Genomic DNA, 21,053 nt, shown 5'->3' on the forward strand with positions numbered 1-21,053 from the left:
GACAGACCGAACGACGGACCAAGGGGGGCCGCGGTCGGTCGGTTGCCGGCCGCGGCGTGCCCCTGAAGGCCGAAAGCCCTACACGTACCGTTCCAGGATCGAGCTCTCCGCCAGCCTGGACAGGCCCTCCCTGACGCTCCTCGCCCGCGCCTCGCCCACGCCGTCCACCGTCTGGAGGTCGTCCACGCTGGCGGCGAGCAGCTTCTGGAGGCCGCCGAAGTGCTCCACCAGGCGGTCGATGATCGCGCCGGGGAGACGGGGGACCTTGGCCAGCAGGCGGAAGCCCCGGGGGGAGACCGCGGAGTCGAGGGACTCGGGGGAGCCGGTGTAGCCCAGGGCGCGGGCCACGGTGGTGAGTTCGAGGAGTTCCGCGTGGCTCAGGACGTTCAGTTCGTACAGCGCCTCGTCGACCGTGCGGGAGCGCTTCGCGGTGGGCTCGGGGACGTAGTCCCGGACGACCAGTTCGCGCTCCGGCTCCACGCCCGCGATCAACTCGTCGAGCTGGAGGGCCAGGAGGCGGCCGTCGGTGCCGAGTTCGACGACGTACTCGGCGATCTCGGTGGCGATCCGGCGGACCATCTCCAGGCGCTGGGCCACGGCCGAGACGTCCCGGACCGTCACGAGGTCCTCGATCTCCAGCGCGGAGAGCGTGCCGGCGACCTCGTCGAGGCGGAGCTTGTAGCGCTCCAGGGTCGCGAGGGCCTGGTTGGCGCGGGACAGGATCGCCGCCGAGTCCTCCAGGACGCGGCGCTGGCCGTCGACGTACAGGGCGATCAGGCGCATCGACTGGGAGACGGAGACCACCGGGTAGCCGACCTGCTTGCTCACCCGGTCCGCGGTGCGGTGCCGGGTGCCGGTCTCCTCCGTCGGGATGGTGGCGTCGGGCACGAACTGCACGCCCGCGCGCAGGATCTTCGACAGGTCGGACGAGAGCACGATGCCGCCGTCCAGCTTGCACAGCTCACGCAGACGCGTGGCGGCGAACTCGACGTCCAGGACGAAACCGCCCGTGCACATCGTCTCGACGGTCTTGTCGAAGCCGAGCACGATGAGTCCGCCGGTGTTGCCGCGCAGCACCCGCTCAAGGCCGTCGCGCAGGGCGGTGCCGGGGGCCACGGCGCTCAGGGAGGCGCGCATCAGGCCATCGGAACCGGCACTCCCACCGGACTTTCCGGGAGCTGCTGCCCGGTCGTTGGCTGCCACTGCTCTCCTCCGGTCGGGGGGTCTGAGGCGCTCCCGTGTCGCACATTCGGTTCGTACGGACGGGCGAGACCAGGGCAAAGTCTACCGGCGGTCCTCCTCGTCCCGTGGGGCCTCTCGCCGACGGGAGCGCGGAAGGACCCTCAGGGCGTCCCCTATGTCCGCCACTTCCAGGACCTTCATACCGGGCGGGACCTTGCCGGGATCGCCCGGAACGAGCGCGTGGGTGAAGCCCAGACGGTGTGCCTCGGAGAGCCTGCGCTGGACGCCCGTGACCCTTCTGACCTCGCCCGCGAGGCCCACTTCGCCGATCGCGACGAGGTTCTTGGGCAGCGGGGTGTCGCTGGCCGCCGACGCCAGCGCGAGGGCGATCGCGAGGTCGGCCGCGGGTTCCGAAAGCTTTACGCCCCCGACCGTCGCGGAGTAGATGTCCCGCTTGCCGAGCGCGCTGATCCGGCCGCGCTGCTCCAGGACGGCGAGCATCATCGAGACCCGGGACGTCTCCAGGCCCGAGGTGGTGCGCCGGGGTGAGGGGATCTGCGAGTCGACGGTGAGCGCCTGCACTTCGGCGACCAGGGGGCGGCGGCCCTCCAGGGTGACGGTGAGACAGGTCCCGGGGACCGGTTCGTCACGACGTGTCAGGAAAAGTCCGCTCGGGTCGGCGAGGCCCGTGATGCCCTCGTCGTGCAGCTCGAAGCAGCCGACCTCGTCGGTGGCGCCGTAGCGGTTCTTGACGCCGCGTACGAGCCTCAGGCGCGCGTGCCGGTCGCCCTCGAAGCTCAGGACCACGTCCACGAGGTGTTCGAGGAGACGGGGTCCCGCGATGGCCCCGTCCTTGGTGACATGGCCCACCAGGAGGGTCGACATCCCGCGCTCCTTGGAGGCCCGGATCAGCGCCCCGGCCACCTCGCGCACCTGGGCCATGCCGCCGGGGGCGCCGTCGATCTCCGGGGAGGCCACGGTCTGCACCGAGTCGAGGATCAGCAGGGACGGCTTCACCGCGTCCAGGTGGCCGAGGACCGCCGACAGGTCGGTCTCGGCGGCGAGATACAGGTCGTCGTCGATCGCGCCGATGCGGTCGGCGCGCAGCCGGACCTGGCTCGCGGACTCCTCGCCGGTGACATAGAGCGTGCGGTGCTCGTCGCTCGCCGACTTGGCCGCCACGTCCAGCAGCAGCGTGGACTTGCCGACGCCGGGCTCACCCGCGAGGAGCACCACCGCGCCGGGCACGAGACCGCCGCCGAGCACCCGGTCCAGCTCGGGCACGCCGGTGGAGCGGGCGGTGGCCTGGCGGCCGTCGACCTGGCCGATGGGCACCGCGGAGGTGGTGACACGGCCGGGTGCCGTCGTACGGACCGCGGGCGCGCCGTACTCCTCGATCGTCCCCCAGGCCTGGCACTCGGGGCAACGGCCGAGCCACTTGGCCGTCTGCCAGCCGCACTCGGTGCAGCGGTAGGACGGGCGCTCCTTGGCGGTCTTCGTACGGGTGGCCATGCACGAACCGTAACCGCCGTCACTGACAACACCTCCGGCGCCCGACCGCCGACCCGCGCCTCGGTACGGGAACCGGCCATGTCACGCCTGGAACGAGCCACGGAATCGAGGGTTCCTGTCCCCTATTGAGGGATCGTTTCACCCGTACGGAGTAAAAGTGCTCAAGGTGCAGGAAGGGGCCATCTTCCGGCGCCTACGGTCCACGGATGATGAGCAGCAGTCCGGAGACCTCGACCCGCACCACCGGCGCGCACCGGGCGCAACGGGAGGAGCGCGACCGCGGTGCCGCGCGCACGCTGGCGCAGCGGCCGCCCGCGCGCTACGAACCGTTCCTGGACGGCCTGTTCACCTACTGCCTGTCCGTCCTGTGCGACCACGACACGGCGACCGCGGCCCTCGGTGACGTCCTCGCGCTCGCCGAGCGGCGCGGCGGCCCGGACGCGGCCGGTGACCGCAGGCCCTGGCTGTACGCGCTGGCCCGCTGGGCCTGTCTGCGCAAGCTGGCCGAGGCCAAGCAGAAACGTCAGGCCACGCACGCGTCGAGCCGGCACGGAACCGACCGGAAGGCCACCGAACCCCCGGTCGCCGAGGACGTCCTGGAGGCCCGGCGCCGCGAACTCGCCCTGCTGGCCTGGCCAGAGGCGGCCGGGACCACCCCCGAGCAGCGCGAGGCGCTCGAACTCGCCGTGCGCCACCACCTCGCCGCCCACGAGGTCGCCGCCGTCCTCGGCATGGACCTCGCCGGCGCCCGTGAACTGCTCGCCTCCGCCGCCTGCGAGGTCGAGCGCACCCGCGCGGCCCTCGCCGTCGTCGAGACCGGCGACTGCCCGAGTGTGGCCCGGCTCACCGGCGACAACCAGTTCGTGCTCAGCTCCGCCCTGCGCCGCGAACTCGTACGCCATGTCGACGACTGCCCCCGCTGCCGGCGCAGCGCCGAGCGGGCGGTCCCCGGCCGCTGGCCCGGCGCCATGACCACGCCCGCCGAACTGCCCGTCCTCGAAGCCCCGCGCGCGGCCCTGCACATGGCGCTCGCGCACCACCCACGCGCGCGTGGCGCCGGTGTGCCGCGCTTCGACCGGCGCGGCTTCCCGATGGACCCCAAGGACCGCGCCGCCCGCCGCGACCGCCTGCGCGCGCGTGCCGTCACCACGACCGTCGTCGCCACCGTGGTCGCCGCGCCCGTGCTCGCGCTGTGGGCCGCCTACCGGGGCGGCCCGGCCGTCGAGGGCGCGGGCGACCACTCGGCCAGCGCCAGCGAGGCGCACGGCCCGGACAGCATGGACGGCGAGGCGGCGAGCGGCGGCTACCAGAACGCGGGCAACGCGAGCGTCACCCCCGGCCCCCGCTTCACCAAGGACGGCCGACCCGACGTCTCCGTGGAGGTCGTCAGCGTCGCGGGCACCGGTGGGAAGGGCGCCGGGCACCTGGTGGTCGGCGCCGACAACAACGGCGACACCACGCTGATCACCCTTGAGGCGACCGGTGACGCGCCGGTCCGCTGGTCGGCCAGGACGGGAGCCTCCTGGCTCTACCTCAGCCACTCCTCGGGAACCCTGAAGCCCGGCGAGACGTTCACGATCAAGGTGTACGTCGACCATCTGCGCGAGCCCTCCGGCCCCTGGAGCGCGCGCGTGGCGATCTCACCGGCCGGCGCCGTCGTCACCATCAGCGGCTACGGCACCGCGCCGACCCCGCCAACCCAGGGCACCCCCAGGCCGACCCCACCCCCGACCGACCCGGACCCGAGCCCCACGACCCCGGCCCCCACGCCCACCGACCCGCCGTCTTCGTCCCCGACGCCCGGCCCGAGCGAGACGGACCCCGCGCCCTCCGACCCGCCCAGCCAGACGCCCTCACCGACGGCCAGCGACGACCCGAGCCCGTCTTCGTCGTAGAGCGTCGCGGAGATGCGGTGGCTGTCGTGGAGATGCAGAGGCGAAGGGATGCGGTGGCCAAGGGATGCAGTAGCCAAGGGGTGCGGTGGCCAAGGGATGCGACAGGCCCTGCGTCCCCGTCAGCTCGCCGGACCCCCGGGATCCGCCGGATGCGGTGCCAGCAGCGGCAGCTGGGACGCCAGCCGCTCCTCGCACAGCTCGACGAGGCGGTCGTAGCCCGCCTTGCCCATCAGCTCGATCAGCTCGGGCCGGTAGGACACATAGACCGGGTCGCCGGCGCCGTGCGCCGAGGTCGCCGAGGTGCACCACCAGTGCAGGTCGTGGCCGCCGGGACCCCAGCCGCGCCGGTCGTACTCGCCGATGGACACCTGGAGCACGCGGGTGTCGTCGGGGCGGTCGATCCAGTCGTACGTCCGCCTGACCGGGAGCTGCCAGCAGACGTCCGGCTTGGTCTCCAGCGGTTCGCGGCCCTCCTTCACGGCCAGGATGTGCAGCGAGCAGCCCGCGCCGCCCGCGAACCCGGGCCGGTTCTGGAAGATGCACGAGCCCTGGAAGGGCCGGGTCTGCCGGTCGCCGTCCTCGTCCTCCGAGGTCCAGCCGTTCGCCGTGCCCTCGTCGTGGTTCTGCCAGATGTCCGGAGTGAGCCGCGCCACGTGCCCGGCGACCCGCTTCTCGTCGTCCTCGTCGGAGAAGTGGGCACCCAGCGTGCAGCACCCGTCGTCCGCGCGGCCGGCCTGGATGCCCTGGCAGCCGCTGCCGAAGATGCAGTTCCACCGAGAGGTCAGCCATGTCAGATCGCAGCGGAAGACCTGCTCGTCGTCCGCCGGATCCGGGAACTCCACCCACGCGCGCGCGAAGTCGAGCCCCTTCTCGTCGGCCTTCAGGGCCTTCATGGCCTTCCGCGACTGCTTCGGTGGCTTCACCTGCGAAGAACCGGCGGCAGATTTGGCCGCTTTGTCGTCCTTCACCTTTTTCGTCTTTGGCACGAGTCCAGGGTAAGTCGCCGGAAGCCCCTCCGGAGACAGACGAACGCGCAGCTGGCAGTAGCGTTCCCTATATGAGACTCGGTGTCCTCGACGTGGGATCGAACACGGTGCACCTCCTGGTGGTGGATGCGCACCCCGGCGCGCGCCCCCTTCCCGCGCACTCGCACAAGGCGGAACTGCGCCTTGCCCAACTCCTCGACGAGGCCGGAGCGATCGGCTCCGAGGGGGTCGAGAAACTGGTCTCGGTCGTCAAGGAGGCGCTTCAGGCCGCAGAGGACAAGGGCGTCGTGGACCTGCTCCCGTTCGCCACCTCCGCCGTCCGCGAGGCCAGCAACGCCGACGACGTCCTCGCGCGCGTGCAGGCCGAGACCGGCGTAGAGCTCCAGGTCCTCACCGGAGCCGAGGAGGCCCGCCTCACCTTCCTCGCCGCCCGCCGCTGGTTCGGCTGGTCGGCGGGCAAGCTCCTGGTCCTCGACATCGGCGGCGGCTCCCTGGAGATCGCCTACGGCATCGACGAGGAACCGGACGCGGCCGTCTCCCTCCCCCTCGGCGCGGGCCGCCTCACCGCGGGCTGGCTCCCCGGCGACCCCCCGGACCCGAACGCCATCCGCTCCCTGCGCCGCCACGTCCGCGCCCAGATCGCCCGTACGGTCGGCGAGTTCAGCCGCTTCGGCGCCCCCGACCACGTGGTCGCCACCTCGAAGACCTTCAAGCAGCTGGCCCGCCTCGCAGGCGCCGCCCGCTCCACCGAGGGCCTCTACGTCCAGCGCGAACTCAAGCGCGAGTCCCTGGAGGCCTGGGTCCCGAGACTGGCCGGCATGACGACCCAGCAGCGCTCGGAACTGCCGGGCGTCTCGGAGGGCAGGGCGAACCAGCTGCTGGCGGGAGCACTGGTGGCCGAGGGCGCGATGGACTTGTTCGGGGTGGAAACGGTGGATATCTGCCCCTGGGCGCTCAGGGAAGGCGTAATCCTGCGCCGACTTGACCACATGGGTTCAGCCGAGAGTCTTTAGGGGCGCGGGGCTGTATCGGTCTGCGGCTCCGCCGCGGGGCGCGAGCAACCACGACGCACCCCACCCGCCCTCGTGGCAAACCCCACAACGGCGAATAGGCGTCCCGTCCCACCCCGGCGGACGCCGTAGGCTGACCGACGTGGCAGAACCAGTCGTACGGATCCCGGACGCGAAGGTCGCCCTCTCGACGGCTTCCGTCTACCCGGAGTCGACGGCGACGGCCTTCGAGATCGCCGCACGCCTCGGATACGACGGCGTCGAGGTCATGGTGTGGACCGACCCGGTCAGCCAGGACATCGAGGCCCTGCGCCGCCTCTCCGACTACCACCGGATCCCCATCCTCGCCGTGCACGCCCCCTGCCTGCTCATCACGCAGCGGGTGTGGTCGACCGACCCCTGGGTCAAGCTCCAGCGCGCCCAGGCGGCCGCCGAGAAGCTCGGCGCGAGCACGGTCGTGGTGCACCCGCCGTTCCGCTGGCAGCGCCAGTACGCCCGCGACTTCGTCAGCGGCATCTGGCGCATGGCCGACGAGACGGACGTGCGGTTCGCCGTCGAGAACATGTACCCGTGGCGCTACCGCGACCGCGAGATGCTCGCCTACGCCCCCGACTGGGACGTCACCCAGGACGACTACCGGCACTTCACGATCGACCTCAGCCACGCGGCGACGTCCAGGACCGACGCGATGGACCTGGTCGAACGGATGGGGGACCGGCTCGGCCACGTCCACCTCGCCGACGGCAAGGGCTCCGCGAAGGACGAGCACCTCGTGCCGGGCCGTGGCGGCCAGCCCTGCGCCGAGCTGCTCGAACGCCTGGCGCTGACCGGCTTCGACGGCCATGTCGTCATCGAGGTCAACACCCGCCGCGCGATGTCCGGCGCCGAACGTGAGGCCGACCTCGCCGAGGCCCTGGCCTTCACCCGACTCCATCTGGCGTCGCCGGTGCAGGTGCCCCGGCGATGAGCGACAGCACGACCAGGCGGCGCGGCCGTCCTCGTCGTACGGAATCGGACACGACCGGCACCCGCGACGCGATCCTCGCCGCGGCCCGCGCGGAGTTCTCCGAGCGCGGTTACGACAAGACGTCCGTACGCGGTATCGCCAAGGCGGCCGGGGTCGACCCGGCCCTGGTCCACCACTACTTCGGCACCAAGGAGCAGGTCTTCGGGGCGGCCGTCGAGGTCGCCTTCGCGCCCGCTCTGAACGCTCCGGAAGCGCTCGCCGACGGACCGCTGGACGGCGTCGGCGAGCGTCTGACCCGCTTCATCTTCGGCGTCTGGGAGAACCCCACCACCCGTGCGCCCCTGCTGGCGATCGTCCGCTCCGCCGTCAACAACGAGGCCGCGGCCGCCGTCTTCCGCCGCCTGGTCGCCTCCCAGCTGCTGCGCCGCGTCGCCGCCCAGGTCGACCTCCCGGACGCGGAGCTGCGCGCCGAGCTGGCGGCCGCGCAGCTCGTGGGGACGGCGATGCTGCGGTACGTGATCAAGGTGGAGCCGCTGGCGTCGGCGGACCCGGAGCAGATCATCGCGCGGGTGGCGCCGGTGGTGCAGGGGCATCTCACCAACCCCTGATTCCTGAGACCGGTGTCTTGGATTCCGGACACCGTGTCGGGTACCCGCAACGACCGGCGTACGCTCGACAGCAGCCAGAACTGTCTGAAGGAGCGAGCGACGATGCCCGAGCTGAGGTCCCGCACAGTCACCCACGGCCGCAACATGGCGGGCGCACGCGCCCTTATGCGCGCCTCCGGTGTACCCGGTGCGGACATCGGCCGCAAGCCGATCATCGCGGTCGCCAACAGCTTCACCGAGTTCGTGCCGGGGCACACGCACCTCGCCCCGGTCGGCCGGATCGTCTCCGAGGCGATCGTCGAGGCCGGCGGCATCCCGCGCGAGTTCAACACCATCGCGGTCGACGACGGCATCGCGATGGGCCACGGCGGCATGCTGTACTCCCTGCCCTCCCGCGACCTGATCGCGGACTCGGTCGAGTACATGGTCGAGGCCCACTGCGCCGACGCCCTGATCTGCATCTCCAACTGCGACAAGATCACCCCGGGCATGCTGAACGCCGCGCTGCGGCTGAACATCCCCACGGTCTTCGTCTCCGGCGGCCCGATGGAGTCCGGCCGCGCGACCCTCGTGGACGGCACGGTCCGCACCCTCGACCTGGTCGACGCGATCTCCGACGCGGTGAACGACAAGATCTCCGACGAGGACATCCTCCGCATCGAGGAGAACGCCTGCCCGACCTGCGGCAGCTGTTCCGGCATGTTCACCGCCAACTCGATGAACTGCCTGACCGAGGCCATCGGCCTCTCCCTCCCCGGCAACGGCTCGGTCCTCGCCACGCACACGGCCCGTAAACAGCTGTACGTCGACGCGGCGAACACCGTGATGGACATCACCCGGCGCTACTACGAGCAGGACGACGAGACGGTCCTGCCGCGCAACGTCGCCACCTTCGCGGCGTTCGAGAACGCGATGGCGCTCGACATCGCCATGGGCGGCTCCACCAACACGATCCTGCACCTGCTGGCCGCGGCCCAGGAGGCGGAGGTCCCCTTCGGCCTCGACGAGATCAACGCGGTCTCGCGCCGCGTGCCCTGCCTCGCGAAGGTCGCCCCGAACGTGGCTAAGAACCGCACGTACTACATGGAGGACGTGCACCGCGCCGGCGGCATCCCCGCCCTCCTCGGCGAACTGCACCGCGCGGGCCTGCTCAACGAGGACGTCCACTCGGTCCACAGCCCCTCGCTCGCCGACTGGCTGAAGACCTGGGACGTCCGTGGCGGCTCCCCGTCTCCGAAGGCGGTCGAGCTGTGGCACGCGGCCCCGGGCTGCGTCCGCTCCGCCGAGGCCTTCTCCCAGTCCGAGCGCTGGGACACCCTGGACGACGACGCCGCCGAGGGCTGCATCCGCAGCGCCGAGCACGCCTACTCCAAGGACGGCGGCCTGGCGGTCCTCAAGGGCAACCTCGCGGTCGACGGCTGTGTCGTGAAGACGGCCGGCGTGGACGAGTCGATCTGGCGCTTCGAGGGCCCGGCCGTGGTCTGCGAGTCCCAGGAAGAGGCCGTCCAGAAGATCCTCACCCAGCAGGTCAAGGAGGGCGACGTCGTCGTCATCCGCTACGAGGGCCCCAAGGGCGGCCCCGGCATGCAGGAGATGCTCTACCCGACCTCGTACCTGAAGGGCCGCGGCCTCGGCAAGGCCTGCGCCCTGGTCACCGACGGCCGCTTCTCCGGCGGCACCTCCGGCCTCTCCATCGGCCACGCCTCCCCGGAGGCGGCGGCCGGCGGCACCATCGCCCTCGTCGAGGACGGCGACCGCATCCGCATCGACATCCCGGGGCGCACGATCGAGCTCCTGGTCGACGACGCCGAGCTCGCCCGCCGCGAGGCCGCGCTGGGCGGGGTCTACGCCCCGAAGAACCGCGAGCGCAAGGTCTCGGCGGCGCTGCGGGCCTACGCGGCGATGGCCACCAGCGCGGACAAGGGCGCGGTGCGGGACGTTTCGAAGCTGGGCTGAGGACCCGGGGCCCGAGATCTGGGCTCTTGCGGCTTGATGCCTTCGGTCCGATGGGGGCCGCTCCTCAAGGAGCGGCCCCCATCGCCGTTCCGCGCGCTACCAGTCCGACGGCTCGCGCGCGTCCACCGCGAACACCGTGCCGTCGGGAGCGGTCGCGTACACGCGCTGGTCGGCGAGGGCGGGCTGCGGCAGCGCGGCCGCCACCTGGTTCGCGTCGGCGGCGAGCCGTACCGGTGTCTGACCGATCAGGGTCCCCTTGCGGGCGTCCACGGCGAGCAGCCGTCCGTCGGCGGCGGCGAGGAAGACCCGGCTGCCGTCCCCGACCGGTGCCGAGGCCCGGCTCACGGACGTCTCCAGATGCCACAACTGCCTGCCCGCGTCGACGTCGAGGGCCTCCAGCGCACCACCGGCGGCGAGCACGTAGACGACCTGCCCGTACACCGCGGCCTGGGTGTCCTGCCGGGGCACGGGCAGCGCGACCGAGCGCGTCGCGCCCGACTCCGGGGTGTACCGGACGACGGCCTTCGTATAGCCGTAGACCTGGTCGACCGAGAGGAAGAACAGGGATCCGCCCGACGAACCCACCGGTGTCAGCGCGCCCTTGAGGCTCTTGTCCCAGCGCACCTCGCCGGTGGCCGGGTCCACCGCGGTGACCCTGGTGCTCGACTGGCTGGCCGACGTGGTCGTCAGATACGCCAGCGGATCGCCGGGGAAGGTGGCGAAGGACGGTGCGCTGTGGCCGGGGATGCTCCGGCTCCACTCGGTGGCGCCGGACGCGCTGTCGACGGCGGTCACCGTGCCGTTCGTGCCGGTCAGCAGGAGCGTGCCGCCGACCTGCCGGATGCCGCTGTACGCCGGCACGTCCCGCTGCCAGCTGGTACGGCCCGTGGCGGGGTCGAGCGCCTCCAGGTGGCTGCCGTTGTCGGCGAGCGGCTGCACCAGACCGCCGGACAGGACCGGCGGGACGCTCCACCGGGTCGTGTCGGCGGTGTGCCGCCACAGCAGGCGGCCGTCCGACGGGTCGAGGGCGAACACCAGCCCCGCCCGGACGCACAGCAGCTTCTCCGCCCCGTACGAGCACTGCGGTGTGCCCTTGCCGCCGGACACCGGCTTCGCCGCCCAGGCGCGGAACCCGGTCGCCCTGGCCTGCGGGGTGCTGGTGTCGGTGGGCGCGGGGTCGTCGCCGCCGAGCGCCTGCACCGAGGCGAACACCCCGCCCGCCACGAGGAGGAGAGCCCCGGCGCCGATCAGCAGGCTGCGGCGCAGCCGGCGCACGGGCCGCCGTACCGGCTCCGCGGTCTCCGGTTCGGCGGGCCCCGGCGCGGGCGTCGGCTCGTCGCCCGCGCGCTGCGACGGTATGAACGCCTGTGTGTCGTACGAGGCCGCCACCGACCGCAGTTCCCGCATCAACTCGTCGGGCGTGGGCCGGTCCTCGGGCTCCTTGGCGAGACAGCGCACGATGAGCGGCGCGAGATTCTCCGGTACGCCGGTCAGGTCCGGCTCGTCGTGCACGACCTGGTAGGCGACGACGTACGGGCTGTCGGAGTCGAACGGCCCCCGCCCGGTCGCCGCGTGCACCATGACCGACCCGAGCGCGAAGATGTCGGCGGCGGGCCCGACCTCCCGCGGCCGCCGGAACTGCTCGGGCGCCATGAACGGCGGAGTGCCGATCAACTTCCCGGTCTCGGTGCGCAGTTCGCTGTCCTTTGGCCGAGAAATGCCGAAGTCGATGACCTTCGGACCGTCCTCGGCGAGCAGTACGTTGCTCGGCTTGAGGTCCCGGTGGACCACGCCCACCCGGTGGATGTCCCGCAGCGCCTCCGCCAGCCCGGCCATCAGCCGGCGCAACTGCGCGGCGGCCATCGGCCCGTTCCGCTTCACCTCGTCGGAGAGCGTCGGACCGGGGATGAACAGGGTCGCCATCCACGGCCGCCCGGCATCCGGATCGGCGTCCACGACGGACGCCGTGAACGCCCCGCTCACCCTCCGAGCCGCGGCCACCTCCTGCCGGAAACGCCCCCTGAACTCGGGATCTCTGGCGAATTCCGCGTGTACGACCTTCACCGCGAGCTTCATCCCCGAGGTGCTGCGCGCGATGTGCACCACGCCCATCCCACCCGACCCCAGACATGACTCCAGGCGGTAGTGACCGGCGTACTCGGGAAGTTCCGCTTCCGCGCCCGCTCCGGTGTTGCCCTGTGGCGCCATGGAACCACCCCCGTGCTGATCGTCCGCGCGCGCGACGCACGGAGCCTAGTCGATGACTCGTTCGGGACAGAGGCGGCTTGCTAGTGTCCGCGTGCGAGTGACGTACATGTGTTTCATGGCGTGATTTAGGGGAATCAACGGGACCCCATGGCAGTCATGGGGATCAACGGGGGGAGTATCCATGTCTGTTGACCGTGTGGAAGAGGTCGAGGGCGCCGAGAGCGAGACCGCCGTGGCGGCCGCCGCCGCGACCGCGTCCGTGCACTACTACTCGGTGGCCCCGGGCTACCGGCTCAACGTCCGCCGGGGCCCGGGCACGCAGTACAGCGTCTCCCGCGTCCTGCCCGAGGGCGCGCAGGTGCCGATCTACTGCCAGACCCCGGGCACCTCGGTGGCCGGGCCCTACGGCACCTCGAACATCTGGGACAACATCGCCAACGGCGAGTTCGTCTCGGACGCCTATGTCCTCACCGGCAGCGACGGCTACGTGGCCTCGCGCTGCGGCTGATCCCGCGGGGAGCCCGTGGTCCCGTCCTGCCGGCCCGGAGACATAATCGTCACGTGAGCGACGAAACCGGCAGCCAGGACAGCACCGCGGGTTCCCCCGACGGGGGTCCGCGCCCCGAACCGATCCGCTTCTTCGGCACGACTTGGGTGAACCACGACGAGGGGTACGGCCTTCGCCGGGCCGCCGCCTGCATCGGCTCCCTCGTCGCCGCGACCGTCTCGTGCCTGGTCCTGCGCTTCGCCTACGAGGGCCTCCAGATCGCGGACACCGGCAGCTTCGTCACGCTGCTCGTCATCGTGATGTTCGCGATCTGCAGCGCGCTGGCCTTCCGGACCACCTGGGCCGCGTTCGGCGCGCGTCCCGACCCGGACCGCCAGGCCTCGCTGCGCGGGTTGCTGGCCATCGGGTTCGTGGGTTCGCTGCTCGCCTATTTCTTCCGGACGTTCATGGAGGCGCCGGGGGAGGGGTTGCAGCGGGCCGAGTACGAGGCGGCCCTGAAGCGGTACGAGAAGAAGACCTCGCGGCGGACCGGGAACCCGTCGAAGAAGAAGCGGCGCGGCTGAGGGTGCCGGGTGGGGTCGTGCGGGGGTTCCGGGTGGGATCGTCCGGCGGCTTCGGCGCCCGTTGCGGCTGGTCGTTGTCGTTGGTCGCGCGGTTGCCCGCACTTCCCCGCGCCTCTTCGGGGCGCTCCGGGCGCGGTCTCTCACCAAAAACTCACGGCCTTCTCCGCCCCTCGCGGTCACCATGGAGCCATGACGGCTTCCTCCCTCCACGCCACTCGTGCCCACGCCTTCAACGCCGCGGCCGCCCAGTACGCCGCCAACCGCCCCGCCTACCCGGACGCCCTCTTCGACGTGATCGAGGAACTCGCCGGGCAGGAACTCGCGGGGGCCCGGGTCGCCGATGTCGGGGCCGGTACCGGGATCGGGACCGCCCTGCTGCGTGACCGGGGCGCCGAGGTCGTCGCGGTCGAACCGGGGGACGGGATGGCGGGCGAGTTCCGGCGGGTGCATCCGGCCATCCCGATCGTCCGGGGCAACGGCAACGACCTCCCCCTGCTCACCGACTCCCTCGACTTCCTCACCTACGCCCAGGCCTGGCACTGGACCGACACCAGCCGCTCGGTGCCGGAGGCCCTGCGGGTCCTGCGCCCGGGCGGGGCGCTGGCGCTGTGGTGGAACACCCACCCCCTCGACGTGACATGGATCGCCGACCAGGCGGGCCGCATCGCCGAGCACTTCAGCGACATCGGCGCCCTGCCGAAGGTGGAGCTCAACGGCGGCAACGCCCGGGCCGCCCTCGCCGACCCCAGCGGCCGTCTCGACTTCACCTACCGCACGGTCCGCTGGAGCCGCCGGGTCCCCGTCGAGACCCACCTCGCCAACCTCGGCAGCCACTCGATCTTCCTGGTCGCCGGTGAGGAACGCGCCACGGCCTTCTTCACCGACGAGCGCCGGATCCTCCAGGACCTCTTCCCCGACGGGACCGTCGAGGAGACCTACGACGTCGAACTGCTCGTCGCCACCAACCCCTGACCCCGTGCGGCGGCCCACCCTTCAAGGGCCGCCGCACACGCGTGGTCCACATGCCGCAGCCCGCCCATGTCCAGCCGCACCTCCCGGTCCCGGGGCAGCGCCTCCAACTCGTCCAGCAGCTTCGGCAGCCGCAGGAACGTCGCATGCCCCAGCACCCTGACGACGATCCCCGCCTCACCCCGGTCCTCGGTCTCCACGTGCACATGGCTGATGTCCCACGCGGTCTTGGCCACGGCCAGCGCGAGCCCCACCAGCACGCCCTCGAAGAGGTTCCCGACGACGATCGCCACCGCCGTCACCCCGAGCACGACCACCTCGCCCCGGTGCCTCCGCCACAGCACCCGCACCTCCCGCACCGGCACGAGCCTGCACCCGGCGTGCACCAGCAGCGCGGCCAGCGCCGCCACCGGGATCACCCCGAGCAGCCCGGGCAGCACGACGGTGAAGACCAGCAGCCACACCCCGTGCAGCACCCGCGACGCCTTGGTCCGCGCCCCCGCCTGCACATTGGCCGCACTCCGCACGATCACCGCCGTCATCGGCAGCGCCCCGAGCAGTCCGCATACGGCATTCCCCGCGCCCTGCGCCATCAACTCCCGGTCGTAGTCCGTCCGCCGCCCCGTGTGCAGCCGGTCCACCGCCGCCGCGCTGAACAACGACTCCGCCGACGCGATCAATGCGAACGCCACGACAGTCCCGATCACCCCCACTTCCGTCAGCCGCCCGAAGTCCACCGCCTCCGGCAGCCGCACCGCATCCACCAGCCCCCGCACCTCGACCCGCCGCACCGCCAGGTCGAGCACCCCGGTCACCACCGACGCCAGCGCCACCGCCACCAACGGCGCCGGCACCAGCCGGGCCCCCCGCCGCCATTGAGGCCACAGCAGCAGTACGACCAGGGTGCCGGCCCCCACTGACAACGCCACCGGGTCCACCCGTCCCGGCAGCGACACCAGCCCGCCGAGCTTCCCGAGCCCGCTCGCCGGCGCCGCCGCGTCACCGAGGGCGTAGACCTGCGCGGCGACCAGCACGAGCCCGATCCCGGCGAGCATCCCCTGCACCACGGCCATGGACACGGCCCGGAACCACCGCCCGAGCCTGAACACCCCGAGCCCGACCTGCACCAGCCCGGCCCCGAGCACCAGCACCCCGAGCACCTCGACGCCGTACCGGTGCACGGCCTCGTAGACCAGCACGGTCAGCCCCGCCGCCGGCCCGCTCACCTGGAGGCTGCTGCCGGGCAGCGTCCCGGCGACCAGCCCGCCCACGATCCCGGTCACCAGCCCCAGTTCGGCGGGCACACCGGAGGCGATGGCGATGCCCACACACAGCGGCAGCGCCACGAGGAACACGACGAGAGAAGCGAACAGATCGGCCTTGCCTACGCGACAACGCATCGCAACAGCACCTCCGGTTACGGGCCTTGAGAGCGGGAGATGCGTGGGAGTGCCGAGCCGGGGGAGTGCTCGGCACTGAAATCCATTGTCAGGAAGGGAAGTTGATCGCGCAGCCCCTTCGCGTGGGCATCGGGGGGATTCAGGGGTGCGCGAACCGGATCACCCGCCCCGATCACACCACCGCGCGCCTGTGCCGCCGCGCACGACCGGCTTGACGGTCCGGGGGTGCGAGAGCATTATTCATCGCATGATGAATAAAGAGTCCGAACCACCCGACGACAGCACGGACCAAGGCCCAGGCACCCCGGCCGTCCACGCCGACGGCCTCACCGTCGTCCGAGGCCCCCGCACCGTCCTGCGCGGCCTCGCCTTCGACGTCCCGCGCGGCCAGATCACCGGCCTCCTCGGCCCCTCGGGCTGCGGCAAATCCACCCTGATGCGCTCCATCGTCGGCACCCAGGCCAAGGTCACCGGCACCCTCGACGTCCTCGGCCGCCCCGCCGGCCACCCCGACCTGCGCACCCGCATCGGCTACGTCACCCAAGCCCCCTCCGTCTACGACGACCTGACCGTCCGCCAGAACCTCGACTACTTCGCTGCGATCCTGTCCCCCGGCCGCGCGGCCGCCGACCGCCGCCACTCCGACGTCACCCGCGCCATCGACGACGTCGACCTCACCACCCACGCCGACTCGCTCGCCGGCAACCTCTCCGGCGGCCAGCGCAGCCGCGTCTCCCTCGCCGTCGCCCTCCTCGGCACCCCCGAACTCCTCGTCCTCGACGAACCCACCGTCGGCCTCGACCCCGTCCTGCGCCGCGACCTCTGGCAGCTCTTCCACGACATCGCCGCCGACGGCGGCGCCACCCTCCTCATCTCCTCCCACGTCATGGACGAGGCCGAGCGCTGCCACCGCCTCCTGCTCATGCGCGAGGGCGAGATCCTCGCCGACGACACCCCCGAAGCCCTCCGCACCCGCACCCACTCCGACACGGTCGAGGCAGCCTTCCTGCACCTGGTCGACCAGGCCGTCGAGGCAAGCCGCACCAAGGAGCCCACGCGATGACCACGACCACCGCCCCCACGACCGGCCTCGCACCCGCGCCCACCAGCGCCCTCAGCCTCAGCCGCACCACGGCCACCGCCGCCCGGGTCCTGCGCCAGCTCCGCCACGACCCGCGCACCATCGCGATGCTGATCCTCATCCCCTGCGTGATGCTGCTCCTGCTGCGCTACGTCTTCGACGGCAGCCCGCGCACCTTCGACAGCATCGGCGCCTCCCTCCTCGGGATCTTCCCGCTGATCACGATGTTCCTGGTCACCTCCATCGCCACCCTCCGCGAACGCACCTCCGGCACCCTCGAACGCCTCCTCGCCATGCCCCTCGGCAAAGGCGACCTCATCGCCGGCTACGCCCTCGCCTTCGGCACCCTCGCGATCATCCAGTCCGCCCTCGCGACCGGCCTCGCCGTCTGGTTCCTCGGCCTCGACGTCACCGGCAGCCCCTGGCTCCTCCTCCTGGTCGCCCTCCTCGACGCCCTGCTCGGCACCGCCCTCGGCCTGTTCGTCTCGGCCTTCGCGGCCTCCGAGTTCCAGGCCGTCCAGTTCATGCCGGCCGTGATCTTCCCCCAGCTCCTCCTCTGCGGCCTCTTCACCCCCCGCGACAACATGCACCCCGTCCTGGAGGCCATCTCCGACGTCCTCCCGATGTCCTACGCCGTCGACGGCATGAACGAAGTCCTCCGCCACACCGACATGACCACGACCTTCGTACGGGACGCCCTGATCGTGGCCGGCTGCGCCCTACTGGTCCTCTGCCTGGGCGCGGCGACGCTGAGGCGCAGGACGGCGTAGGCGGCGTAGGGCGGGGTGAGGGGTGGTGCGGGACGTCGGGTGGGGCCTGTTGCCCAGCCGGATGGCGCCCTGCCGGGTGCCGGGTGCTGGACCGCTGGATGCCGGACCGCCGGATGCCGGACCGCTGGACCTGGGGTGTCGGGTGTAGGACGCCGGGTGTTGGCCACGGAGACGGCCTTAGGCACTCAGCCCGCGACCTCCGGCCTCCGGCCCGCGGCCCCGGGTCTCTGGCCTTCGGCCCGCGACCTCCGGCTCCCTGTCCTCCGACCCCGGGCCCCTGGCCTCCGACCCCGGGCCGTCGACCCCGGGCCCTCGACCCCCGACCTGCGCTCCGCGCTCCGCGATCCGCGGCCCCCGGCCCGCGCCCCCCGACCTGCGGCCCTCGACCTCTGGCCCGCGGCCCCCGATCCGAGACCCCCGCCGCCCCGCGGCCTGCGGCCCCCGATCCGCGCCCCCTGACCCGCGCCCCCCGGCCCACGTCCCGCCAACCGGACAGCCCCGGTGTCCCCCTCGCCCCGGTGCCAGACTGAACCGTATGAGTCAGAAAGTCGCAGTCCTCGGCACCGGCAAGATCGGCGAAGCCCTGCTCAGCGGAATGATCCGCGCCGGCTGGGCCCCGGCCGACCTCCTGGTCACCGCCCGCCGCCCCGAGCGAGCCGAAGAACTCCGCACCCGCTACGGAGTCACCCCGGTCAGCAATCCGGAAGCCGCCAAGACCGCCGACACCCTGATCCTCACGGTCAAACCGCAGGACATGGGCACCCTCCTCGACGAACTCGCCCCGCACGTCCCGGCCGACCGCCTGATCATCAGCGGCGCCGCCGGTATCCCCACCTCCTTCTTCGAGGAGCGCCTCGCCGGAGGCACCCCGGTCGTCCGTGTCATGACGAACACACCCGCCCTGGTGGACGAGGCCATGTCCGTCATCTCCGCCGGCACCCACGCCACCGCCGACCACCTCGCCCACACCGAGGAGATCTTCGGCGCCGTCGGCAAGACACTCCGCGTCCCCGAGTCCCAGCAGGACGCCTGTACCGCCCTCTCCGGCTCCGGACCGGCGTACTTCTTCTATCTGGTCGAAGCCATGACGGACGCCGGCATCCTGCTCGGCCTGCCCCGCGACAAGGCCCACGACCTGATCGTCCAGTCCGCGATCGGCGCCGCCACGATGCTCCGCGACAGCGGCGAGCACCCGGTGAAGCTCCGCGAGAACGTCACCTCCCCCGCGGGCACCACCATCAACGCCATCCGCGAACTCGAGAACCACGGCGTACGGGCCGCCCTCATCGCCGCCCTCGAAGCCGCCCGCGACCGCAGCCGCCAGCTGGCCTCCGGCAACAACAGCTGACCGAAGCCCGCGCCACCGCCCCTGTACAGCCGCCCCCATATAAGGGGGCGGCACACAGGGACCACGGGCCGTCCGCCGGCTACCCGGCCGCGCTCACCGCGATATCGCTCGCCGCCGGCAGCAGCCCGATCGCCCGATACGCGGCATCGACGGTCGGCCGGGCCAACGCCCGAGCTCTCCTCGCCCCATCCCGCAGCACCCCCTCCACATAGCCAGGATCCGCGCACAACTCCTTGTGCGTCTCCTGCACGGGCCTCAAGACCTCGACCACGGCCTCGGCGGTGTCCTTCTTCAAGGCGCCGTACGACTCATATACACCGCTCAGCGCCGATGGGTTCCCACCCGTGCAGGACGCGAGGATCTCCAGCAGATTCGCAAGGCCCGGCCGGGCCTCCCGGTCGTACACGACATCCCGCCCACTGTCGGTCACCGCCCGCATGACCTTCCTCCGCACAACGTCAGGCTCGTCGAGCAGATAGACGATCCCCGGCCCGGAGTCGTCCGACTTCCCCATCTTCGACGTCGGCTCCTGAAGATTCATGACCCGCGCACCCACCTTCGGCAGGGTGGCCCGGGGCACCACGAACGTATGGCCGTACCGCTGGTTGAACCGCACCGCCAGATCCCGGGTCAGCTCCACATGCTGGGCCTGGTCGTCCCCGACCGGCACCTCGTCGGCCCCGTACGCCAGGATGTCCGCCGCCATCAGCACGGGATACGTCAGCAGCGACAGCCGCACACTCCCGCCCCGCGCCCGCTCCCGAGCGGCCTTCTCCTTGTACTGGATCATCCGCCGCATCTCGCCGTCCGTGGCCACGCACTCCAGTACGTACGACAGCCGCGCGTGCTCGTCGACATGGCTCTGCACGAACACGGTGCACAGCTCGGGATCCAGCCCGGCCGCGAGCAGCAGCGTCGCCGCCTGCCGACTCAGCCGGCGCACCCGCGCCGGATCGTGGTCGACGGTCAGCGCGTGCAGGTCGACGATGCAGAACAGCGACTCCGCCTGATGCTGGTCCACCGCGGCCCACTGCCGCATGGCTCCCAGGTAGTTCCCCAGCGTCAGATGCCCGGTCGGCTTGACCCCGCTGAAGACTCGCGTCATCTCTCCACCTCCTGGTCGAGACCGCCGACCCCGGTCGGCCGGCCCCCGGTGTCCTGGAGGGAGATACGAGAACGGCCGCCGAGGCGGCGGCCGTTGAGTTGCGTACGTGACTCAGGCCGCCGTCAGGCGGCCCACCACTGCTGGGTACACGTACGCGTAGTCATGGCAGCCAGCGTACGCCTCCAGGAGCCTGTCCACCGCTGAGTTGACACTCCCCAGCCCGGTACGTAGTGTTCTCCGAGTTGTCCGACGTGAGCGCCGACCCCGGTCGGTCCCCGGACAGCCATTCCGCAAGTACCAGCCAATACAACGACGACAGTCGCTCTGTCTGCCGTCGCTCCATTGGCATGTGTATTCGCGAAATGAGGAATCTACGTTCGAAAGGACGGCGGCCCCCCGATTAGCTCGGGAGCCGGGAATCCGCTAAAGTCTCACTCGTCGGAACGGCCCAACGGCCGGGAAGGCAAGCCCCGCTGACTGGGAGTCAGGCCCGAAAGGATCTGATAGAGTCGGAACCGCCGGAAAGGGAAACGCGAGAGCGAGAACCTGGAAAGCACCGAGGAAATCGGAACCGGAAACGATCTGATAGAGTCGGAAACGCAAGACCGAAGGGAAAAGCCCGGAGGAAAGCCCGAGAGGGTGAGTACAAAGGAAGCGTCCGTTCCTTGAGAACTCAACAGCGTGCCAAAAATCAACGCCAGATATGTTGATACCCCGTTCCCGGCCATCATGGCTCGGGGCGAGGTTCCTTTGAAGAAACACAACAGCGAGGACGCTGTGAACGACCGCCTTATTCCGGTGGTTGTTCCGCTCTCGTGATGTGTGCACCCGCGCTTTTAATTAAGCACAGTCGGGTAGACATTCACGGAGAGTTTGATCCTGGCTCAGGACGAACGCTGGCGGCGTGCTTAACACATGCAAGTCGAACGATGAACCACTTCGGTGGGGATTAGTGGCGAACGGGTGAGTAACACGTGGGCAATCT

17 protein-coding genes and 1 rRNA gene are annotated in these 21,053 nt (G+C 71.4%); 12 read left to right on the top strand and 6 right to left on the bottom strand.

The genetic code is table 11. From position 1 onward, the window contains the following. Positions 1-78 precede the first annotated feature (78 nt). Both disA and radA read right to left on the bottom strand, forming a co-directional pair. Positions 79-1,203, bottom strand: a complete 1,125-nt coding sequence (disA, locus tag G3I78_RS17070) for a DNA integrity scanning diadenylate cyclase DisA (protein WP_164425210.1) — start codon at positions 1,201-1,203, stop codon at positions 79-81. Between the two features lie 81 nt (positions 1,204-1,284). Then, positions 1,285-2,694, bottom strand: a complete 1,410-nt coding sequence (gene radA, locus G3I78_RS17075; RefSeq protein ID WP_164425213.1) for a DNA repair protein RadA — start codon at positions 2,692-2,694, stop codon at positions 1,285-1,287. Positions 2,695-2,900: 206 nt separating this feature from the next. Between radA and G3I78_RS17080 the strand changes: the two genes are divergently transcribed. Continuing rightward, on the top strand, positions 2,901-4,589 hold the full coding sequence (locus G3I78_RS17080; protein ID WP_164425215.1) for a sigma-70 family RNA polymerase sigma factor: 1,689 nt from the start codon (positions 2,901-2,903) through the stop codon (positions 4,587-4,589). 119 nt (positions 4,590-4,708) lie between these two features. On the opposite strand, the gene G3I78_RS17085 is transcribed toward G3I78_RS17080, so the two are convergent. Then, the gene (locus tag G3I78_RS17085; protein ID WP_164425217.1) at positions 4,709-5,575 is read right to left on the bottom strand and encodes a hypothetical protein; all 867 of its coding nucleotides are present in this window, start codon (positions 5,573-5,575) and stop codon (positions 4,709-4,711) included. Positions 5,576-5,646: 71 nt separating this feature from the next. On the opposite strand from G3I78_RS17085, the gene G3I78_RS17090 reads away from it, so the two are divergent. From G3I78_RS17090 to ilvD, 4 genes are all read left to right on the top strand, one after another. Further along, complete coding sequence (locus tag G3I78_RS17090) at positions 5,647-6,588, top strand: Ppx/GppA phosphatase family protein (RefSeq protein WP_164425219.1); 942 nt, start codon at positions 5,647-5,649, stop codon at positions 6,586-6,588. A gap of 139 nt (positions 6,589-6,727) precedes the next feature. Then, positions 6,728-7,552: a sugar phosphate isomerase/epimerase gene (locus G3I78_RS17095; RefSeq protein WP_164425221.1), complete on the top strand. Its 825-nt coding sequence runs from the start codon at positions 6,728-6,730 to the stop codon at positions 7,550-7,552. Further along, complete coding sequence (locus G3I78_RS17100; protein ID WP_164425223.1) at positions 7,549-8,160, top strand: TetR family transcriptional regulator; 612 nt, start codon at positions 7,549-7,551, stop codon at positions 8,158-8,160. Before G3I78_RS17095 ends, G3I78_RS17100 begins: the two co-directional genes overlap by 4 nt. A gap of 102 nt (positions 8,161-8,262) precedes the next feature. Next, positions 8,263-10,116: a dihydroxy-acid dehydratase gene (ilvD, locus tag G3I78_RS17105; protein ID WP_164425225.1), complete on the top strand. Its 1,854-nt coding sequence runs from the start codon at positions 8,263-8,265 to the stop codon at positions 10,114-10,116. A gap of 96 nt (positions 10,117-10,212) precedes the next feature. On the opposite strand, the gene G3I78_RS17110 is transcribed toward ilvD, so the two are convergent. Next, a complete protein-coding gene (locus G3I78_RS17110; RefSeq protein ID WP_164425227.1) occupies positions 10,213-12,324 on the bottom strand; it encodes a PQQ-binding-like beta-propeller repeat protein in 2,112 nt (703 codons plus the stop codon). A gap of 181 nt (positions 12,325-12,505) precedes the next feature. Here G3I78_RS17110 and G3I78_RS17115 point away from each other — a divergent pair, with 181 nt between their 5' ends. From G3I78_RS17115 to G3I78_RS17125, 3 genes are all read left to right on the top strand, one after another. Continuing rightward, on the top strand, positions 12,506-12,832 hold the full coding sequence (locus tag G3I78_RS17115; RefSeq protein ID WP_164425229.1) for an SH3 domain-containing protein: 327 nt from the start codon (positions 12,506-12,508) through the stop codon (positions 12,830-12,832). 53 nt (positions 12,833-12,885) lie between these two features. Continuing rightward, positions 12,886-13,395: an EamA/RhaT family transporter gene (locus tag G3I78_RS17120; protein ID WP_164425231.1), complete on the top strand. Its 510-nt coding sequence runs from the start codon at positions 12,886-12,888 to the stop codon at positions 13,393-13,395. Between the two features lie 189 nt (positions 13,396-13,584). Beyond that, complete coding sequence (locus G3I78_RS17125) at positions 13,585-14,367, top strand: class I SAM-dependent methyltransferase (protein ID WP_164425233.1); 783 nt, start codon at positions 13,585-13,587, stop codon at positions 14,365-14,367. On the opposite strand, the gene G3I78_RS17130 is transcribed toward G3I78_RS17125, so the two are convergent. Continuing rightward, complete coding sequence (locus G3I78_RS17130; protein ID WP_164425235.1) at positions 14,331-15,764, bottom strand: SulP family inorganic anion transporter; 1,434 nt, start codon at positions 15,762-15,764, stop codon at positions 14,331-14,333. The genes G3I78_RS17125 and G3I78_RS17130 overlap by 37 nt on opposite strands. 247 nt (positions 15,765-16,011) lie before the next feature. On the opposite strand from G3I78_RS17130, the gene G3I78_RS17135 reads away from it, so the two are divergent. The 3 genes from G3I78_RS17135 (at position 16,012) to proC (ending at position 18,963) form a co-directional block, all read left to right on the top strand. Continuing rightward, complete coding sequence (locus tag G3I78_RS17135) at positions 16,012-16,827, top strand: ABC transporter ATP-binding protein (protein ID WP_164425237.1); 816 nt, start codon at positions 16,012-16,014, stop codon at positions 16,825-16,827. Then, complete coding sequence (locus G3I78_RS17140) at positions 16,824-17,615, top strand: ABC transporter permease (protein ID WP_164425239.1); 792 nt, start codon at positions 16,824-16,826, stop codon at positions 17,613-17,615. The genes G3I78_RS17135 and G3I78_RS17140 overlap by 4 nt, the downstream gene beginning before the upstream one ends. A 535-nt stretch (positions 17,616-18,150) precedes the next feature. Beyond that, entirely contained in the window at positions 18,151-18,963 is an 813-nt protein-coding gene (proC, locus tag G3I78_RS17145) for a pyrroline-5-carboxylate reductase (RefSeq protein ID WP_164425241.1), read from the top strand. A 79-nt stretch (positions 18,964-19,042) separates the two neighbouring features. Here proC and trpS read toward each other — a convergent pair whose 3' ends face one another. Then, positions 19,043-20,068, bottom strand: a complete 1,026-nt coding sequence (gene trpS, locus G3I78_RS17150) for a tryptophan--tRNA ligase (protein WP_164425243.1) — start codon at positions 20,066-20,068, stop codon at positions 19,043-19,045. Between the two features lie 861 nt (positions 20,069-20,929). Between trpS and G3I78_RS17155 the strand changes: the two genes are divergently transcribed. Further along, positions 20,930-21,053 (top strand): 16S ribosomal RNA (locus G3I78_RS17155); the annotation flags it as partial.

It is taken from the genome of Streptomyces sp. SID13726 (assembly GCF_010548375.1).
Taxonomy (GTDB): domain Bacteria; phylum Actinomycetota; class Actinomycetes; order Streptomycetales; family Streptomycetaceae; genus Streptomyces.